This is a genomic window from Curtobacterium sp. MCPF17_018 (assembly GCF_003234135.1).
Taxonomy (GTDB): Bacteria; Actinomycetota; Actinomycetes; order Actinomycetales; family Microbacteriaceae; genus Curtobacterium; species Curtobacterium flaccumfaciens.
The window spans coordinates 1-17,590 of sequence record NZ_QKSJ01000001.1 but is presented as its reverse complement, the minus strand read 5'-3'; the positions used below and the strand labels follow the sequence as shown (position 1 = coordinate 17,590).

The 17,590-nt window shown below is 65.8% G+C and carries 18 protein-coding genes; 7 read left to right on the top strand and 11 right to left on the bottom strand.

Going from position 1 to position 17,590, the window contains the following annotated elements; translation table 11 throughout:
• Positions 1 to 210: 210 nt before the first annotated feature.
• A complete protein-coding gene (locus DEJ27_RS00085; protein WP_258370262.1) occupies positions 211 to 594 on the bottom strand; it encodes an HAD family hydrolase in 384 nt (127 codons plus the stop codon).
• 521 nt (positions 595 to 1,115) lie between these two features.
• Between DEJ27_RS00085 and DEJ27_RS17395 the strand changes: the two genes are divergently transcribed.
• Together DEJ27_RS17395 and DEJ27_RS00075 are read left to right on the top strand one after the other, a co-directional pair.
• Positions 1,116 to 1,463, top strand: a complete 348-nt coding sequence (locus tag DEJ27_RS17395; RefSeq protein WP_146244618.1) for a hypothetical protein — start codon at positions 1,116 to 1,118, stop codon at positions 1,461 to 1,463.
• Between the two features lie 309 nt (positions 1,464 to 1,772).
• The gene (locus tag DEJ27_RS00075; protein ID WP_111090080.1) at positions 1,773 to 2,876 is read left to right on the top strand and encodes a transposase; all 1,104 of its coding nucleotides are present in this window, start codon (positions 1,773 to 1,775) and stop codon (positions 2,874 to 2,876) included.
• A gap of 281 nt (positions 2,877 to 3,157) precedes the next feature.
• On the opposite strand, the gene DEJ27_RS00070 is transcribed toward DEJ27_RS00075, so the two are convergent.
• The 3 genes from DEJ27_RS00070 to DEJ27_RS00060 form a co-directional block, all read right to left on the bottom strand.
• Complete coding sequence (locus DEJ27_RS00070; protein WP_111090079.1) at positions 3,158 to 3,547, bottom strand: tautomerase family protein; 390 nt, start codon at positions 3,545 to 3,547, stop codon at positions 3,158 to 3,160.
• Between the two features lie 274 nt (positions 3,548 to 3,821).
• On the bottom strand, positions 3,822 to 4,913 hold the full coding sequence (locus tag DEJ27_RS00065; protein ID WP_111090078.1) for a site-specific integrase: 1,092 nt from the start codon (positions 4,911 to 4,913) through the stop codon (positions 3,822 to 3,824).
• Between the two features lie 3 nt (positions 4,914 to 4,916).
• Positions 4,917 to 5,144 carry an AlpA family transcriptional regulator gene (locus tag DEJ27_RS00060; protein ID WP_111090077.1) on the bottom strand — a complete coding sequence of 76 codons (228 nt, stop codon included), beginning with the start codon at positions 5,142 to 5,144 and terminating at the stop codon, positions 4,917 to 4,919.
• A gap of 1,586 nt (positions 5,145 to 6,730) precedes the next feature.
• Here DEJ27_RS00060 and DEJ27_RS00055 point away from each other — a divergent pair.
• Together DEJ27_RS00055 and DEJ27_RS00050 are read left to right on the top strand one after the other, a co-directional pair.
• A complete protein-coding gene (locus tag DEJ27_RS00055) occupies positions 6,731 to 7,192 on the top strand; it encodes a hypothetical protein (RefSeq protein ID WP_146244617.1) in 462 nt (153 codons plus the stop codon).
• Positions 7,193 to 7,308: 116 nt separating this feature from the next.
• The gene (locus DEJ27_RS00050; protein ID WP_146244616.1) at positions 7,309 to 7,869 is read left to right on the top strand and encodes a hypothetical protein; all 561 of its coding nucleotides are present in this window, start codon (positions 7,309 to 7,311) and stop codon (positions 7,867 to 7,869) included.
• 108 nt (positions 7,870 to 7,977) lie between these two features.
• On the opposite strand, the gene DEJ27_RS00045 is transcribed toward DEJ27_RS00050, so the two are convergent.
• Together DEJ27_RS00045 and DEJ27_RS17590 are read right to left on the bottom strand one after the other, a co-directional pair.
• Positions 7,978 to 9,297 (bottom strand): competence protein CoiA family protein, encoded by a 1,320-nt coding sequence (locus tag DEJ27_RS00045; protein ID WP_111090074.1) that lies wholly within the window; start codon positions 9,295 to 9,297, stop codon positions 7,978 to 7,980.
• A 378-nt stretch (positions 9,298 to 9,675) separates the two neighbouring features.
• Positions 9,676 to 9,861 (bottom strand): hypothetical protein, encoded by a 186-nt coding sequence (locus tag DEJ27_RS17590; RefSeq protein WP_181430041.1) that lies wholly within the window; start codon positions 9,859 to 9,861, stop codon positions 9,676 to 9,678.
• Positions 9,862 to 10,959: 1,098 nt separating this feature from the next.
• Between DEJ27_RS17590 and DEJ27_RS00035 the strand changes: the two genes are divergently transcribed.
• Positions 10,960 to 11,310, top strand: coding sequence for an Lsr2 family protein (locus tag DEJ27_RS00035; RefSeq protein ID WP_111090072.1), 351 nt, complete (start codon positions 10,960 to 10,962; stop codon positions 11,308 to 11,310).
• Between the two features lie 51 nt (positions 11,311 to 11,361).
• On the opposite strand, the gene DEJ27_RS00030 is transcribed toward DEJ27_RS00035, so the two are convergent.
• From DEJ27_RS00030 to DEJ27_RS00025, 3 genes are all read right to left on the bottom strand, one after another.
• Positions 11,362 to 11,664 (bottom strand): hypothetical protein, encoded by a 303-nt coding sequence (locus tag DEJ27_RS00030; RefSeq protein WP_111090071.1) that lies wholly within the window; start codon positions 11,662 to 11,664, stop codon positions 11,362 to 11,364.
• 35 nt (positions 11,665 to 11,699) lie between these two features.
• The gene (locus DEJ27_RS17390) at positions 11,700 to 12,272 is read right to left on the bottom strand and encodes a hypothetical protein (protein ID WP_146244614.1); all 573 of its coding nucleotides are present in this window, start codon (positions 12,270 to 12,272) and stop codon (positions 11,700 to 11,702) included.
• Positions 12,273 to 12,571: 299 nt separating this feature from the next.
• Positions 12,572 to 13,519, bottom strand: a complete 948-nt coding sequence (locus DEJ27_RS00025; RefSeq protein ID WP_146244613.1) for an AraC family transcriptional regulator — start codon at positions 13,517 to 13,519, stop codon at positions 12,572 to 12,574.
• A gap of 232 nt (positions 13,520 to 13,751) precedes the next feature.
• Between DEJ27_RS00025 and DEJ27_RS00020 the strand changes: the two genes are divergently transcribed.
• Positions 13,752 to 13,964 (top strand): hypothetical protein, encoded by a 213-nt coding sequence (locus DEJ27_RS00020; protein WP_111090069.1) that lies wholly within the window; start codon positions 13,752 to 13,754, stop codon positions 13,962 to 13,964.
• Between the two features lie 1,706 nt (positions 13,965 to 15,670).
• Here DEJ27_RS00020 and DEJ27_RS00015 read toward each other — a convergent pair.
• Positions 15,671 to 15,994 (bottom strand): hypothetical protein, encoded by a 324-nt coding sequence (locus tag DEJ27_RS00015; protein WP_111090068.1) that lies wholly within the window; start codon positions 15,992 to 15,994, stop codon positions 15,671 to 15,673.
• Between the two features lie 250 nt (positions 15,995 to 16,244).
• Here DEJ27_RS00015 and DEJ27_RS17585 point away from each other — a divergent pair, with 250 nt between their 5' ends.
• Positions 16,245 to 16,388, top strand: coding sequence for a hypothetical protein (locus DEJ27_RS17585; RefSeq protein ID WP_181430039.1), 144 nt, complete (start codon positions 16,245 to 16,247; stop codon positions 16,386 to 16,388).
• A gap of 7 nt (positions 16,389 to 16,395) precedes the next feature.
• On the opposite strand, the gene DEJ27_RS00010 is transcribed toward DEJ27_RS17585, so the two are convergent.
• A complete protein-coding gene (locus DEJ27_RS00010; RefSeq protein WP_111090067.1) occupies positions 16,396 to 17,130 on the bottom strand; it encodes a GAF and ANTAR domain-containing protein in 735 nt (244 codons plus the stop codon).
• Positions 17,131 to 17,590: the final 460 nt, after the last annotated feature.

The window sequence follows — 17,590 nt, the reverse complement described above, 5'->3', positions numbered from 1 at the left end:
CCGCGGTCCTGGCCACTGATGAGGGTCGCGAACCCGTTCCCGCGGTGTGGTTCAGTACAGACGAAGGAGCGAGTGAGCTGATCCCGGTGTCCGGACTCACTCCCGTGACCTTTACTAATGACGAGGAACCGGCTCCATTCATCGGGACAATGATCGCGCTCGGCCCGGACGCCGCTCCGTCGGCCTAAGCGCTGTCCGGTCGTCGACCCCCTACCGGGCGGCGCCGTTGGCCATGATGCGCGCCAGCACGGCAGCCTTGATACCCACCGCTTCTTCCGCGTAGTGATTGACCAGCAGGCCGTGCATGCGAGCGGAGCGCGCGCCAGCGATGTCGTGCGTTGCGCTGTCGCCGACGAAGAGACAGTCGGAGGCGTCGACTCCCAGCTCGAGCGCCAAGGTCAGGAATGCCCGTTTGTCCGGCTTCTGGAAGCCGATGCGTTCGGAGACGCAGACCGCGTCGAAGGTGCCGTCGAGGCCGGTGTACGCGAGCTTGTCGAGCTGTTGCTCTTCGGCGCCGTTGGTGAGCAAGCCCAGGCGATATCTCCGCCCACACGGAGCTCTTGCAGCAGCGACACGCTCTCGGGGAACGCCCACCAGGACGCACGCTACGAGCTCAGGTAGCTGTCGAACAACGAGTCCAAGCCGACCTCATCCGTCGGAGGGTGGCAGCCGAGCGGTGGCAACACGGTGCGGAGACGCTCGCGTCGTTGCTCTTGGAAGCTGATCTGCCCGGACCCCCACCGCTCGAACTGCGCGTCTTCGGCGGCGAACCACGAGTTCAGAGCAGACTCCGTCGCGGCTACCTCCAGGCTCTCGAGGAAGCGGGTGGCACCTGCTCGTGCTGACCCCCTGTGATCGAACAGGGTTGCGTCCAGGTCGAAGCAGACTGCTCGCAATACCCCCATCCGCCCAGACTAGAACTCGCCCCGTCCGGTCAACGTTCCTACCGGACCGTGGCCAGTGTTCACCTCGGCCCTCGTCAGCAGGTGCACGCTGCGTGTAGACACCTATTTGTGAGAAATGACGCCTCGGGGCCGGACGGACGCTGGGCAGTACCGCTGCGCCGTGTCTTTCCATGGTGGTACGTAGCCGGCGCGGTGGCGACGATAGGAATCTTGATCCTGCTGAACCCCGAGGGCAGCCTGGCCGCGATCGCCGTGTGGGGCCCGACGATCGGTGTCGCCATCCGAGATCGAGAGAAAGCCGCACGAGCACGTTTAGATAAGGGTCTCCCGGTCGACCGAGCATCGTTACTGTCGCCGCCGTGGATCGAACCGGTCTGCGCTGCGCTAATCGCCGGATTCGCGGTCGGTCTAGGTCTCCTGCTCGACGCCCTGTTCGGACATCGGACGTTCGTTACGGTGTGGGTCGGCCTGAGCTTCTTGGTCAGCAGTGCGCTCGGTTTCCTGCTGTTGCTCATCGTTCTTCGCGCGCTGCGTCGGCGGGGACGGGCATCCGCCTGACGTCCCGACCTGTCTTGCTCACCGAGCGGCTATCTCTAATGGTTCTTGGTCGGCCTGGGGTCGGCTGACAGGCTGGCACCGGTCCCGGCTTGTGGTGTGACTCTTCGGCTATCTGCCCGTCGTCATGACGTGGCATTGTCTCGACTCGTCCGCTGCGGGTGGCGGGGCTGGTGCCGGCCCGTCCGCTGCGATGGCTTGATAGAAGGTCGTCCAACCAGTCACCTGGTTGTGACTCGTTAGAGATCCGCCCCGCAACGACTCTCCCGGGCCGGGCACCAACACGGTTCCCGTCTTGGAAGGAGTCCCGCAATGCCCATCGTCGCAGACGAGTACACGCACGTCATCGGCGTGCGACACGCACGCCAAAACACACACCTACGTCATCCTCGACACCCGCACCGGCGGCGTCATCGACACCGCGACGTTCCCGACGAATCCGGCTGGTCTCGCTCGCGCCTAGCATGGATCGACCGTCGAACGCCCGCCGGCCTGCTCGCAGCCGTCGAGGGAACCAGCTCCTACGGGGCTTCCTTGACCGAAGCGATGCAGCAGGCCGACATTCCCGTGGTCGAAGCGCGACCACCACGACGAGCGGACCGCGGAGCCCGCGGGAAGTCCGACCCAATCGATGCTGAGGCCGCGGCTCGTGCCGTGCTGCGCACCGACACGGCGCTGCTCTCCTGGCCGAGGACCGGCAAGATCCGGTCGGCGCTGCGCGTGTTGCTGGCTGCCCGGAGATCGATGGACGGTCAACGCACCGCGAGCAGGAGCGCGCTCACCGCGCTGCTACGCACCATCGACCTCGGCATCGACGCTCGTCGCCCGTTGACGGACTCGCAGATCACCTCGATTGCAGCGTGGCGGCACCGCCCCAGCGACGACGTCGACAGGACGATTGCGCGGGCCGAAGCGGTCCGCCTCGCCCGCGACGTCATTGCCCTGACCGGCAAGCTCAACGCAAACCACAACGCACTCGAGGAATACGTTTCCGCTCTCGCGCCTACGGTGCTGGACATTGCTGGCGTCGGGCCGGTCTCAGCGGCTGTGCTCCTCACCGCCGACAGATCGGACAGATGCATCGTCGCGGTAGCGGATCGGCTACCGGGCGTGCGCTGCCCCGTGGCGATCTCACTCGTCGCGAGTGACTGCTCTCGGTCGTCGCAGAACAACCCCTGCGCTTCCCGCGGCCAGGCAACCGCAGACGGCTGCCGCCGGCAACACAAGTTGCCAACCACCTACAGTCAGCAGCAGACCGCCGATGACGGCAGTGACAAACGCCAGCGCTCCCACGACGGCCGATGCACGGCGCACCGGATGCGCCACAAGCTCATCCTCCGCGCGGTTCCTCACGGCTATTCCGACCCGCGCGACGGCCGCGGCAACCGCAACTCCCAATGGGATCGCGACCTGTGAGGCGACAGCCACCGATCCCCAACTCACGTAGCTGTAACGGATCTTCCCGAGGCTGAACATCCCGACCGCGAAGACTGCGCCAGCGAGAACGACCACCGCAGGAAGCGTCGCTCGGCGTAGCCAACTCAGCACCGCTTTGTCGCCGGATCGCATCATGTCGACAGATTAGAACTGCACAACGCAGTGCAGGTGCAACGTTCACCGACCTGCGCGCCGGAACTCAAAGCCGATTGCCCTCCAGCGCGCGCTCCCGCGGGCGAGCAGGTCGGCGTCCGTCGCCCTCAGACCTCGACGGTGTAGTCGAGCGCGAGGTCGGCGGCGTTCCGGCCCCGGATGCCCCAGTTCACCTTCGGCGTCTCGGTAATCGTGATCTCAATACTGTGCGACGAGATGCCTGCCGCGGATTCGATTCGAGTAAAGAGCTCGCTGATGAGCGTTCGCTTCGCTCCGTCGCTCCTGCGCTCAAACATCGAGATCTCGATGATCGTGTAGTTGGAACCCCGGTCCTCCGGGTAGACGAAATCGGAGGGGTCGAGACCGATGAACCGCTGGAACCGCTTCTCTGGCGGGTAGTCGAGCGCCTTCATGATCGCGCCATGGATCGCGTGCGAGAGTTCAGCACGGTGTGCATCCAGGGAAGGACGAAGGCCGAAGACGACTACTTGTGCCATGACCAGATGCTAGCGAGCGCGTCCACCGCGGGGCGTCCCGTAAGCCCGGTCCTTCAGTGAGACGGAGCGTCTCGGGCCTTCGTCCGCGCGCCTCCGGCGCTCCGAGCGTCTCAGATAGCTGGTCTGAAACTGATTCCGGCAAGGTGTTGCGTCGATCGAATGAATCCGGGTGTCCTATGCGAGACGGTGTCACGCGAGGGCGCTCGAGTTTCAGGACGGAGGAAGGGCGTACCCGTGGCCACGGCCGTCACCACGACCACGACCACGACCAGCGTTATAGCTGTTCCGCTCGTTGCCGGCTCAACGCGGAGGTGACGTTGTCGAGGTCGTCCGGGAACAGCGCCGCGTAAGTGTCGAGAGTCACCTTCGCCGACTTGTGCCCCAGCATGCGTTGGATCACCTTGACGTTGGCGCCAGCACTGATCGCGAGTGACGCGGCAGTGTGCCGGAGGTCGTGCGGCGTGATTCGACGGAAGCCTGCGTCGGCCGCCATGGCCCTGTGCACCGCTTGTGCGAACCACCCCTGCTTGGAGTGCCCGGGGCGGAGGAAGCCCCCAGCCGGTGACGACCAGAGGCGTTCGTCAGGATGCTTGCTCCGACAGGCCGCGGCAACAGCTGAGTCGAGGAAGTCGGGGAACGCGACTGAGCGTCGCTCATGCGACTTCACACTGCCCAGGACGTGCTGGCCGTTTACCTCAGTCACTCCCTCTCGGATGTTGAGGCGACGCCGGCCGAGGTCGACACTGCGAACCCGCAAGGCCGTCACTTCGCCCCACCGGAGCCCGGTGTAGGCGAGTAGCCGAACAAGATCGCCGTACCTGGCCTCGAAGGCGAGCGCCTCGACTTGCCGATGAGTCAGGAACACCTCGTCAGGGATCGGCTTCTTCCTGACTGTGAGTCCACGCGCAGGGTTCTTTACCACGCGGTTCTCTTCGACGGCTTCATCGAAGATGCCGGCAAGCAGATCTCGGGCCCTCGCCACCGAGGTGTGCGAGAGCGAACCGCCGAGTTCGTTCAGCCACGCTTGGACGTCTCTCTTGGTGACCCGGCCTACGGCGTACCCGCCCCACTTTGGTTCGACGTGCACGCGCCAACAGCTTTCGACGGAGTGGAAGCTGCTCTGGGTGAGCTTGAATCGGTGCATCTCGAGCCAGCTTGTTCCGAGCTCGCCGATGGTCACTCGCGCATCCGTCGGATCGACGTAGGATCCCCGCAACTTCGACACCTCGACGGTGTTGAGGTAGTTGAGAGCGTCGGTCTTGCGGCGGAAGCCGCGGTCATGACCGCGCGTCCCATCAGGCTTCGTGTACCAAACCTCATAGAGCTTGCCGCGGGTCTTTGTCTCGTAAGACTTGACTGTCCCCATGGCTCAGCGCAGTTCGTCGGCGGTGCTGGCGTACTCCTGCTCGAGAAGCCACGCATCAACGGCTTCCTGACGGTACAGCGGGAACCGCCCGACTCGAACAAATCGCGGGCCTGCCCCGGTGATGCGCCACTGCCGCAAGTTGCGAGTCGTCACGTGGAGCCGAGCGGCGAGGGCGTCCGGGGTGAGCAGGTCGCTGGGCTGCGCGAGCGGGGCGAGAGTGGACTGAGACATAGGTACTCCTCGAAAGTCGATGCTTTCGAGGAGGCCTTCTAGCCGAACCTGTTAACGGTTGCTTGGCGTACCCACTCGTCGAGCCGTCACTGGCTCTGGCCCTTTTCAATCATTCAGACCTGCAGCAGACCATACACGTCCAGCCAGTTGGCGACAAACGTACGCGGGTGGAGCATCGGATGATGTCGCTCCTCACGCGTCTACTGCTGCGCACACCTCAACCATCGTCGGCCCACTCGCGAGACATCACTCCGCCGGAGGGCATCGCAAGCCCACGAGCATCCACTGCGGATGCAGGTCCCGACAGCGCGGAAATAGTTCCTGAAATGATTTCGGGCTACTTAGCGGCCCAGCGCAGGAAGGACCGGCACAGCCGTTGCCGTGTCTGTGGTCCACGCCTCGCGCGGGCGTGGTCAGCCGACGGTGTCCGTGGGGAGCGAAGCGGAGGAGCGGCACCGACGGAAGGCACCCGAGAACGCCCCCGATGGGGCGCTGGAGGGCAAGGAGCGTAGCGACGCAGTAAGGGCCACGAGGAGCGCAGCGACGAGTGGTGAGGGGGACCCAAAGACCGAGCACAGCGAGAGTCTCAGGGGCTCCCGAAGAGGTGTCGGCTGAGCCGACCGACGAGCAAGTTTCCAGGTCGCGAAGCGGACTGGAAACGCAGCTCGGCGTCACCTCCCCTTATGCCCTTTCTCTCTGCCGCGAAGATCCGGAGCTCCAGCGACGGATCGAGGTCACGATTGCTGCTGTGATCGGGGGAAACGGATGGATCAGCCTCATCTTGATCAACACCAGCTCCGAAGGATCAAGCCTGGAGGTGGTGATCAAGTGGCATCCGTTTGCCGCGGGAAGTCGGGGTTTGGGTTGATCCACGGTTTTGGGCGTCCTGACGCCGGGGATCAACCCATGGAGCGCAGCGACGCCAGGGGCTGAGGAGCTTGCGGATCAGCCCCTGATCAACCCCGACGCAGACGCGGGCACGCGGCTGCCTGTGCCTTCAGAGCAGCGCAGGTCGGAGCATCGCGGAGACCTCTCACGTAGCGCTGTTGCCACATCGTCACGGGGGAGGAACGACGTCGTGGCGGGTCCCGCTGCCGCCGCTTCAGCGGCGCCTTCGGTTCCCCTTCGCCCCATCGGGCCGGGAGTGCGCGTCAAAGACGGACGCAATAACAGGTCGGGCTCTGATTAGCTCGCGCAACCGGGCCCCCTCATGATCGAGCCACATCCGGTGCGTTCAGCACCGGGTTTCTGTGCCCCGTTCCTGGTCACGGCTGATCAAGTCGTGGGCGAGTCCTCGCCAGGGGCGTCCTTCTCTGGGCCACGAGGCGACCGCCGAAGCTCCCTCAACGGCACATTAGAGGAAATAAGGGGCCACCCGGACGCGCTCAGCGTCGGATGACCCTGTTGTGACCGCCTTGCGGTCACATTTAGGTCACCGCCCGGTTAGGCTACGGGCAGCGCCACTGAAACGAGCATCGAGCGCCAGCGAGAGGGAGCGCGGTGGCCCTTGCGCGGCCACGAACGACCCTCCGTGGGCCGGGTGGTGGCCGACGACTGCCGGCGGCCCCACTCGCTACGCTGCGGCTGTGAGCACAGCGCACGCATCTGACTCCCTCGCTCGGCGCGACGCCGAGCCGTTGATCATCGCCGCGATCGCGGAGCACGTCGGGGTCCCGCTGGCGCCAACCCGGGTCGTGATCGAGGACGGCGTCTGTGTTGAGCTCGATGGAGTATCCGAGGACCGGAAGGTGCTCGTCGAGGCGTACGCGCACATCGGCGCGCTTCGAGGCGGGCAGCCGAAGAAGCTCGCGACGGACGCCTTCAAGCTCCTCTGGGCCGGCCGGAAGCTCGAGGCGACACGGCTCGTAATCGCGGTCATCGACGTCGAGGTCGAGCAGTACCTGATGCGGCCGAAGGCGTGGCTGACCGCGGCGCTGCGCGACAACCGAATCGAGTTGGCGCGCGTGAGCATCGACGAGGACGCGCATGCGCGGGTCCGGGCTGCGCAGCAGGCGCAGTTCATGACCGGCGGCACCCGCGAGGTCTGACCGAGTCCGGCCTCAGTGCTGCATTACGCGACTGCGGAGACATCTGTTGCCCCCAGTCCTGGTGCATCGGGACAGATCTGCTTGAACTGTCGCCGGTGCTTGCGAGGACGGAAGACATGAGCATTGATGCGGTGTGGGGACCGTCATTCGGGGACGAGCTCGAGGCCGCCGGCGCGCTGTCGGCGTTCGACGCAGCCGAGCAGCGGTCCCGAGACGACTCGCTGGCCGAGTGCCTCAAGGCAGAGCCGACACTGCTCGGTGAACCGCTGATGGTGGTCGGCACCAGCGTGCTGACGAAGGACGGCGACGTCGTCGACGTCCTCGCGCTCAACGAGCGCGGCGCCACGCAGGTCATCTCGGTCGGCAATGGGATCGCGTCCGTCGAGACCATCGGCAACGTCCTCGGACAGGGCGCGTGGGTCGACGAGCTCGATGACGCAGCCTTCCGCGACATCTTCGACGCGCACCACCAGGACGAGACGTTCGACGAGTCCTTTCAGCGCCACTTCGGCGAGCATGTCCCGGTCACGCTGAACGGCGCGCGGGTCCTCACCGTCGTGACTGCAGGGCTCGACGACGCCGCCGAGCGCGTGCCCGCTACCTGGCCGACCAGGACATCGAGTTCCGGGCGTTCGGCTACCAGGAGTTCGTCGACGCCGACGACACATACGTCATGACGAGCCGACTCGTCTGAGACCAGCCCCGCTGGGGAAAAGAAGAACCCCCGACGCCGTGAGGCGAAGGGGGTTCTGTCGTTGATGGGGTGGCGGCGTGGCGCTGACCCGTCACCACCACACACCGCTGAAGTGCGACGTGTACGTCGGGAAACCATCGCCGCCCCGGCCCTCGAAGAGGAAGCCGTCGTCGACGAGTTCGTGGAGCCATCGACCGATGGTCTTGTACGTGCCCTGGCCGAGTCGGATTCGGCTTCGGTAGAGCGTGTCCGCGACGTCCTTGACCCCGAACGGCACGTTCTGCCGGCCGGCGATGTGCACGAAGTACGCCACGCACTTCCACTGTTCGAGAGCACCCTCCGGACCGAGGTCCCGCGGACGCCGATTCGCGAGGAACCGACCGATGAGGACCGCCGCTGGGTGCGATTCACCCCAGGGCGCGCGCGTCTCAAGAGCAGCGCGGATCGCGACGATCTGCTGCTCGCGCTGCTGCTTGGTCCGTTCCATCGCCGCCTGTTTGGCGACTTGCTCCCGCTCTTGGCGTGCTCGGTCGCGCTCGAGCTGCTCGGCATACAGCCGACGCTGCTCCGCGTTGTAGCCCGCGAGCTCGCGCGCATTCTCCATGAGATGCTCGATCCGCTCCGAGGTCAGAGTCGGACGGCCGAGCCGGAAATCGTTCAGCGAGTGCACCTCGAGCGTTGATCCGTCGGCGCCACCGAGGACAGGCACGTCCGGGGGGAGAATCTCCCGGCCCAGCTTTGCGGAGAAGGACGAGACGTAGGACACGGAGAGCGCGAGCTGCTCGGTGGTCGGGTTGATGAACAGCAGCGGAGCGCCGGTCGCCGCGACTGCGGCGAGGGCGGGGTTCGACCGAAGACGGCCCTGGTCGTCGAGCTTGAGCTGCTTCTCCGTGTGCCCGAAGAGCCACACGTCCTCGACATCGCGCGACCGGTAGGACTCGTGACGCGTGGTCCATGCGTCGTGCGTGAGGGGTGAGTACTGGACCTCGAAGGCGACGCGGGCTCCGGACGGGTGCGTGATAAGTACGTCGGCCCGGCGCTCTCCCTCGGCGTTGATGTAGTCCTCGCGGTTGACCGCGCAGTGGGGGTACTCCTTCGAGAGCCAGGCGTGGACCAGGGCGCAGCCCTGAGCGTGGAAGACCGACTCGAGTCCGTGGCCGCCGCCTAGAGTGAGGTGACGCAGGTGATCGCGCTTCGTCGTGGCGTGCACGGTCGTCAGGGGACTGGCGCAGCCGGGGACCGGGCAGACGACGTTCTCTCGGACGTGCCCGTGCTGGGCTGCAGCCTGGTCCTCCTCGAGGAAGAACATCCGGTCGGTGGTGCGGTCGAGACCCCAGACAAACCGCTCGTCGCCTGAGGTCTGGAAGGACGTCAGGGCCGCGCGGTGGTCGAAGGCGAAGGGCTGCTCCACAGGAGCCGACCGTAGCGGGAAGCTGCGACATCGTCAGGTTCCCCTTCGAGGGGCACTGGCCCGAAAGAAAAACCCCCGCAGCCGGATGGCTGCGGGGGTTTCGCGACATGCGCGATCCTGGCGGATCCTCCGCCGGTTCGCTACCAGTTCTTCCGGATTGTCTCCAGGCGCCGCTGCACTTGCTGGTGTCGGCCGTCCAGCCTGAGCGATACCGCCAGACCGAGCAAGGCAAGAGCGAACAGGACGTTGAACAGCACTGCAAGTGGGTGACTTCCCCGCCCTGTGATCCGCCTCATGTGCTCACCGCAGAACACAGCACCCCCGCAGCCATTCAGCTGCGGGGGTGCTGTGTTCGAATGGAAACGAAATGGACCCCACTCAGCTCTCGGCGGCGAGCTGGTGGAAGTCCATGACGTTCCCAACGCGCGGCCAGCGCACGACGACGTGGCTGTCGTCGTCGAGGTCGAGGTCCATGACGACGCCGGCGTCATCCGGGTGCAGCATGCCGAACGGCGTCCACACCGGTTCGAGCACCCGGACCAGCGATCGCGGAGCGGGGCGCAAGGTGAGCGTCTCGGTGAGTCGCCTCGTTGCCCGTGCTCGGGCGCCCCGGCGGCTCCTGCTGCACCGGTGCCGGCGCCGGCTGCTCCGCGACCCGCGGCTCCGCAGCCCGCCCCGCCCGCCGGTGGCGGTGGCGGTGGCGTCGGGAGCGGCGGCGGTGGCTGCTGGACGTCCAACGGCAGCGGCGGCTCGATCCGCTGCTGACAGACCGGGGGTGGCAAGTCCACCCCGAAGAGCTCACCCACCAATGGCGGGCAGAGCAGCGGGCCACGTCACCATCGGGTGGCGCGCCCAGCCTGTGCGAGCACGCCCTGCCGGCGTCGACCACACGAATCATCCCCTGAGGAGCGTCTGCTCCTCGGGGGATTTTTCGTCGTACCGGTTTGTACCGGATTTCTCGGTACAGGCGCGCGCTCTGCGACGCCACGAAAACCCCAGTTCAGAAGGCTAATGGTCGCTGTTCGGCTGATCGTGGCCACGCGGTGTTCCACTTCGTGTACCAGGAACAGAAGGACCTGAAACCGGTCCTGATCGGGGGAAAGCGTGCCCTGTACCGGTTGTACCGCTTTTTTCGACGAACCCCTGTATGTGCGTGTGCGCGCATGCGTGCGTGCGTAAAGGTCCGCAGAAAGCGGTACAACCGGTACAACCTGCCTCTCTACCCTCCTACTTCCTTGAAAAATCAGGGATGTAGGGCTCACAGGGCGTACCAGTTCTCGAAAACCGGGCCTCAAAAGTGGTACACGAGCCACCCCTGCACGAGCCCTGAAAAGTGGGGTTGACCTGGGAAAAGCTGCCTTGCGCGCCTGTACCGGTTTCCGAACGTAAAAGTGGTACACGTGGTCCGGGCACACCCTCGAGTGCGTCGACTGGCTGGCGAGCCTGAGCATCCGTGCCCGACGATCGGCGTGGCTTCTCGCCGTAGCGGTTCAGTCACACCGCATCGGACACCACCGGAGGGTCTGTGCTGCGCGGACTCCGAGCTTCGGCCGGTGCATTCGATCGACCGCCTCGCAACAGTCATGTCGACTATTCATTTCCCATAAGGATCAGTCATCTGACATAGTGAGAGCGCAATAGCCCCGCAATAGGAGAATCACCATGGCGCAGAAAGTCATCACCACCCTCGTCGACGACCTCACCAACGAAGAGCTGAAGGACGGCGCCGGCACCACGGTGCAGTTCGGCTTCGACGGCAACAACTACGAGATCGACCTCTCGAACGACAACGCGGACAAGTTCCGTGAAGCGTTCTCGAACTACATCGCAGCAGCCCGCAAGGCCAGCGCGCGCACTTCCCGCCCCGCCTCTTCCGGAGCTGCCTCGAAGCCCCGCGGTAACGCGGACGAGCTCGCGAAGATCCGCGAGTGGGCCAACGCGAACGGCTACGAGGTGTCGACCCGCGGTCGCATCGCTCAGAGCGTCCGCGACGCGTACGACGCAGCGCACTGATCTCGAGCGGGGCCAGGAGTGCTCACGTAGCCCTGGCCCCGCGAGCTCTGTTCAGCGCTCTCTCCCCGCGCGGGTCACCGCGCCCCTCCAGACCCACACCCGGTACTTCGAGCCATCCCGCCTGGAGACCTCCACTCGCACGGCGCGGTCCGTGTAGCCGACGACCACAGCGCGCTCCTGCACTCGTACCTCAACGAAGCGCAGCCAGACGTCAACGGTGTCACCGTCGGCTACCTCGACGACCGGAGCCGGACCGATCTCGTCATCGGACAGCGAGACCGGTGAAGGCCTCGTCAGGAACTCGTTGATCGCGCTCCGCGAGACGTCCGTGCCGTACCTGCGGTTCTGTCCCATCGGTCCATTAGAACAAACTTTCGATCCGAGTGCGTCTACCGCCCACCGCGGAGGAGTCGCCGCAGCCATGAGGACGGGCGGGGCTCAGGTGTTGGTGCTGGTTCTTCGGTCCGCGCCGGCACCCCGATCGTGATCGTGAGCTCGCGCTCCGCGGGGTCTGGCATCGGCGTCATTGGCCAGTCCGACGGATCGTGGTCGTCCGGCACTACGAACCCACCACAGTCGACGACCTCACCGGCCGGGCTGACAGTGACGTTCTGCACGTGCAGCGTGCCGTCGTCGAAGTCGAATGGGCTTCGGCCTCCGGGTTCCGCTGCCCCTCTAGCGCGATCGCCTTTCGACCAGGACAGTCGCCCGACGCGCCCGACCTCCGACGAAGCCCACCAGAACGCTCCGTCCCATTCGACGCGCAGCTGATCCCCTACGCGGACGCTGCGAACGTGCTCGGTGACCGTCGAGTGGTACAGGCTCGACAGCTTCGGCGTCCCGCGACCGGCGAGCACCCTCGAGTAGAGGCCTGCGATGCCGAACATCCGGTCGCCGTTCTTGTGGGTCGAACCGATCTGCGGGTGACCACCTGCGGCCGCCGGCACGTTGCCCTTCGCCATCGTCGACTCCCCTCTCGCGTCATCGAGAGGCTACGTGACGCGGATCGAGACCCCGTGGGCCGCCGACCAATCTGTCCCGACCTGCGCTGCGAAGCACCCCGCCACAGAGCCGATGTCCAGCACCGCTGCCAAATCAATTGTCCTGACGTAAGCAGCGTCCCGATAGCCGATGGTCTATCGGACACTCTTGGCTGTGCCGTGGTCGGCTCCGTAAGACGGCTTAGCCGGACGCGTTTGTCGGCGTCACCCGCATGCGAAGCCAAGTCCGGCCGTTGCAGTCCCGCTCGGTGGGACGGTCCTTACCAGCTGCGGGAGGCCTGCCGAGTTTGCCTGGGCAGCTCGCCGAACTCGTCCCGATACGCTCCGGCGAATCGTCCGAGGTGGGCAAACCCAGCCCACCGGGCGACCTCCGCGACGCTGAGGTCGTTGTCGGACTCGAGCTGCTCCCGCGCGAGGAGCAGTCGGATGTGTCGCAGGTAGGCCAGCGGTGTGATGCCGTGGTGACGGTTGAACGCGGCCTGCACGCCACGGACGCTCAGCCCGGCCGCCTCGGCAATGTCCGCGACGGTGATTGGTTCTCTGGCGTGCTCGAGGAGGAATGCCTCCGCTCGTGCGAATCGTGTGCCCGCGGTGGCGGGCGGGGCGTGCTGACCGACGGGCCAGTGCGGAATTGCTGTGAGGAGGCCGCCGGCGGCGAACCGGGCCAGTTGTCGTTCGCGCTCCTCGGAGACTTCGTCCGGCCCGGCGAGTACGTCCGCGGCGACGGTGCGGACCATCAGCCACCAGGCGGCCAGTGTCGGGCCCTCCGGTACGTGGTGGGGATGGAACTCGAGCGGTCCCGGGTTCCACTCGCCACGTTGCGCGGCGACTTGTTCCACCGTGGCGCGGTCGATGCGGATGACGTCCTTCTGGAACGACTCGAACCGGACGGGTTGTGGTGCGTTCCGGTACAGCACGGGGCGGCCGATCGGAACCTGCTTCCCGTCGATGGTGCCTCGCCCGGACTTCAACCAGGCCAGCACCATCACGCTGTCCGGCTCGATCGTGCCGCTGACCGCCCCCGTGCATGACGTGGTCTCCAGTGACAGCAGCCGGGTGCCGCGCACCCGCTCCTCGAACAGGAACGCCGCACCGTCCGGGTCAACGTCCACACTCTGTGTGGAGTGCGTGCGAGCGATTGCGTTTGCGGCAACGATTGGGTCCCCGGTGCGGGTCATCCGTTGGGTGCGGCGCATCAGTTCAGGCACAACTCGATCATCACCAGAACTCAGTCACCGCGCACATGGGTTCCGAAAATGGATAACGGGTTCGGAATACGGCTCTCGTGGCTGGAGCCGACGAGGCGCCTCCAGCATTGCCGGGAGCGGTGGGCTCAGCCAGGTCGACAGGACAGCTTGTTTGCACATCGTGGGCGCGTACTTTGAGAGACGTTGTCAGCTCGCGGGTCTTCTGCGAAGACGCCTACAGGAAGCCGCACGCATGGTCCGACCGCAACGCATCGTGTGGCATGAAGGGCCCGGCACCGACTGGACAGCGCACGCCGACGGCGTCACCGTCGGCAGCATCCAGCACCACGACCAGTACGAGCTCCACACGACCGACAACCAGGTCCACGGTTCACACAGCACCCTCTGCAACGCGCAAGCACAACTCAGTGCCTGGTACTCCTGGATCGCCGCGCAGCAGGCCTGACCAGCACGCAAGACTCTTACGCGAGGCGAGCGTTGCCGATCACGTGACCCGAACACGGACCGGCAACGCCCGTCCCGCAGCCTGATCCGCCACGGGTTCCCGCACCGTACCCAGGGTCGGGCTGGACGGGCAGTCAGCAGAGTGAGTGCCTGCGCAGACCGGATCAGCCCACCGCACGCTCACATCGCACTCACACTCGGTGCCGCCGATGGCGGGAGAACCTCCGGCACGGAATGCAACACCTGTCGACGATGGTTCACAAAGCGGTGGGGCGGCTGGTTACCGCCCAAGCGAAAGCGTCCTGAGTCCCTGATCCTCGGACGCACGCGGCTGCCCGCTCTCACCCCAACGAGAGCGGGCACCTCCCATCTCGTACTTGCGGACGCCCTCGACCATCGGATCCTCAGACTGACGTGTGCGGTTCACGACGGCTTACGTCCCCAGCGACGACGATCCCGAAGTCGCTGGCGTTGCAGCGCCTGATGCTGTCGCTGGTCATCCGCCGCCGGAAGCAGCTCCACAGCCAGGATGAGAACGCCTGACCTGCTGAGCGGTGACAGACACGGCGAGGGCCGGCCCCGGAACATCGGGGCCGGCCCTCGCTCATTGCGTCCGGCTCGAACGAGCAGCAAACAACGAGCAGGTGGGTCGAACGCAACCCGAATGTGAACGGCCCACCTGAGTGCTGCGCCCTGATCCGACGAAGCCTCACCACCATAGCCGTTTGTTAGCACATGACAGGAGGGGTTGACATGGGCGGAAAAGTGCGGGTGCCGCTGTCGGTTCGGGTCACGGCGGCGGCACCCACACGGCCGACGCTCCCAGCGTGGAAACGCCCCTGGTAACGGGTCCAGCGCATCACTGCGGCCGAGAGCAGCATGACCCTCACGCGCCTTCCCTGCAAGAGCATTCAGATAGGGCCCGGGGAAGCCCGCGGCGTCGAGTTGCTTTCCACCCCAGATTCAGGGACTACATGAGCGAATTCGGCGCTCCTAGTATCGGCACTGAGCGGCCCGACAAGCCGCGCTACTGCCGCCGCCCGCGGCCGAGTTCCTGGGAGATTCGTCATGCCTGAACGGGCCGAGCAGATGAGCAACGCTCCGGTGCGCGGCGTCCCGCACGCCGAGACATTCACCAGCTCACGCGACGGTGCAACCATCGCCGTCGCATGTGACTGCGCAGTCGGCATCGACCACCCGTACCGGCGCGTCTTCACCACCTGACGTATTTCCGAATCTCGTCCCGCGGTGCGCCGCGATGTTTCTACGGCGGCCGGTTGCCGTCGAGCGTGGCCGTCTCAATGCTGATCCTTTGAGACAGCACGGCTGCCCGCCTCGCCTCGAGGCGGGCAGCAGCCTTCCGAGAGGGCGGTACTCAGGGGCTTGTCGCCCGCGTCGCAACCCATCGGAACAACGACTCTTCGGAGGCGGTCGAGGCGCCCCTGCGATCACTACGCGAACCATGCCAAGGACAGGCGAGCCCGGCTGGGTCCGAACTTCCGGGGCTGGGCGATCGCGCTCCGGCCCGAGCATAGGGGCGCTCCAGGGTCGGAGCTTCGATGCTCATGCGGGCCTGCGCGCGGAAGCGCGATCGGGTGTGGCTCGCTGACACTGAGCCTACGTGTCCTCCTTAAGGCGGTCAAGCGGCACCGTCATCCCCATTCGGGTTCCGGCTCCCAACGCGCTGGTGCGGGGTGAGCGGCTGGGTTAGTCCGCGTCGGTGAGGTCTGAGCGGGTGTCGGCGTGGATCGGTTCGTTGTGGCCGAAGGTTTTGGCGGCAGCACGTAGCCGTGCGACGAACTCTCGGTCTTCGACTTCGAGTTCGTCCTCGTCGGCGTCCTCGATGACGATCTCGCTGGACGGGCCGATCAGGATCTTCGTGGTCGTCATCATTCCGTCTTCTGCGACCGCGGGCACGTCGACGGTGTCGGCACGGTCACCGCCGGCGAGGGCTGCTGCGTACTCGATGACAGCATCGGCGACGTCGTCGCTGGTGAGGATCATGCTGCTGTCGTAGTGGATGTGCTTCATCAGACGCTCCTTCCACTGACATGAAACCGATCCCAGCTGTATGCAGGTGCAGTGCAGTGCAGGTGCAGGTGCAGGTGCAGCGCCGTGCTCCGCTCCGCGCAACCAGCCTGGCGTTGAAGCGCCCGATCCTGACGAAGGAGATACCCGATTCCGCGGTCGCTCCGGGGTCACGTCCGCTTCGCCCCTGGCCCGTTATCCGCGCGACGTGGGACGGGTTGAACCGGGTCGTAGCGCATCGTAGATTCCCGGCATGATCGCTGCCGAGCCGCGCGATCCGCAGGACCGGATCGCCCAGGAGCCATACTGGCTCGATGACTTCTTCGACGAATACATCAGGTCGTTGGACCCGTCCAGACCGACCTCGACGGCCCCGGGAGACACTGGCCGGCAGTAGGCGCCCCTCAGGCTGTTTCCCTGAGGTCGGCGCCGTGGTGGACGACGTCCTCAGCTCTCGCGCGCATGCCGCCGCCGGCTATGTGCGCTGCTCGACGTAGGACTTGGAAGGCTTCGTCGATCCGGATGCCGCGTCGGTAGGCCAAGGCCCCCTTCGCTTGCTCGACGAGTACTCGAGCCTGGATTGCGTCGTCGATCTGCTCCTCGAAGGTGCGCAACCGGCCGGCATCGCGTTGCCGCACGAGCGCGGCGGATGCCGCGTCGGCGAACAGCTGGATCAGAACCACGTCGCGGTCGTCGTGCCCGTCGGCGTGGTCGGCGAACAGACACATCGAACCGATGGTCCCATCGCGCAGCCGGATCGGCTCAGCGAAGGTCCCGCGAAGCCCCCTCTCGCGCATCGTCTCAGCGAACGTCGGCCACACGGTCTCGTGGGTGGTGACGTCGGGCACGTCGATCGTCCTCCCGGTCCGGAAGCAGTCCAAGCACGAGCCCTCGTTCGTGCCGAGCTGCGCCTCTTCCGCATCGCTCGTGCGTTCGCTCGTCGAAGCGATGACGTGCAAGGTCCCGGACCCATCGGCCAGGACGATCCCCGCTTCCGTTGCTGAGGTGAGCTCCACGCACCCCGCGATCACGCGGTCCATGGCGTCGAGGACCTCGAGGTCGGGGTTCAGAACACTGCTCAGGCCTTCGGAAAGGCGCTCGAAGCGGTCCTCACCTCGATGCGCCTCTGACCTGGTCATGGTCGGACTGTACAGCGGGACAGTTCGCGAACCTACCAGCCGTAACGCGTATGCGGGTCGGGGATGAACGGCACGAGCGTCCGCGACGTAGCGTCAGGGCATCGCTCGCGTTGCGTGGGGTGCTGCTGCGTTCCCGTCCGTTCCCCGGTGAGTTGTCGTCAGAGCGCACGTCATGAATGCACCACGATCCAAGCGCTATACGCCTTGCTTGCCCGGAAGGGGGTGGGCTACCAAACGCCGTCTCGGTCGCTCGTGGTCGTTCCGGTAGGGGATCGGCTACCGGACAGTCGTAGAACGTCCGGTAGCCGGTCGAGGGGGTCAGTCGTCGTGAGCGAGTGAGGAGGACAGTTCCTCGTGTGCGGCGACCTGCTGCAGGAGCAGGTTGGCTTTGTCGACACCGGTCTGCACGGCATCGGCGCCCGCGACCCATCGCAGCGGCGGCTCGTCGGAATCGATCAAC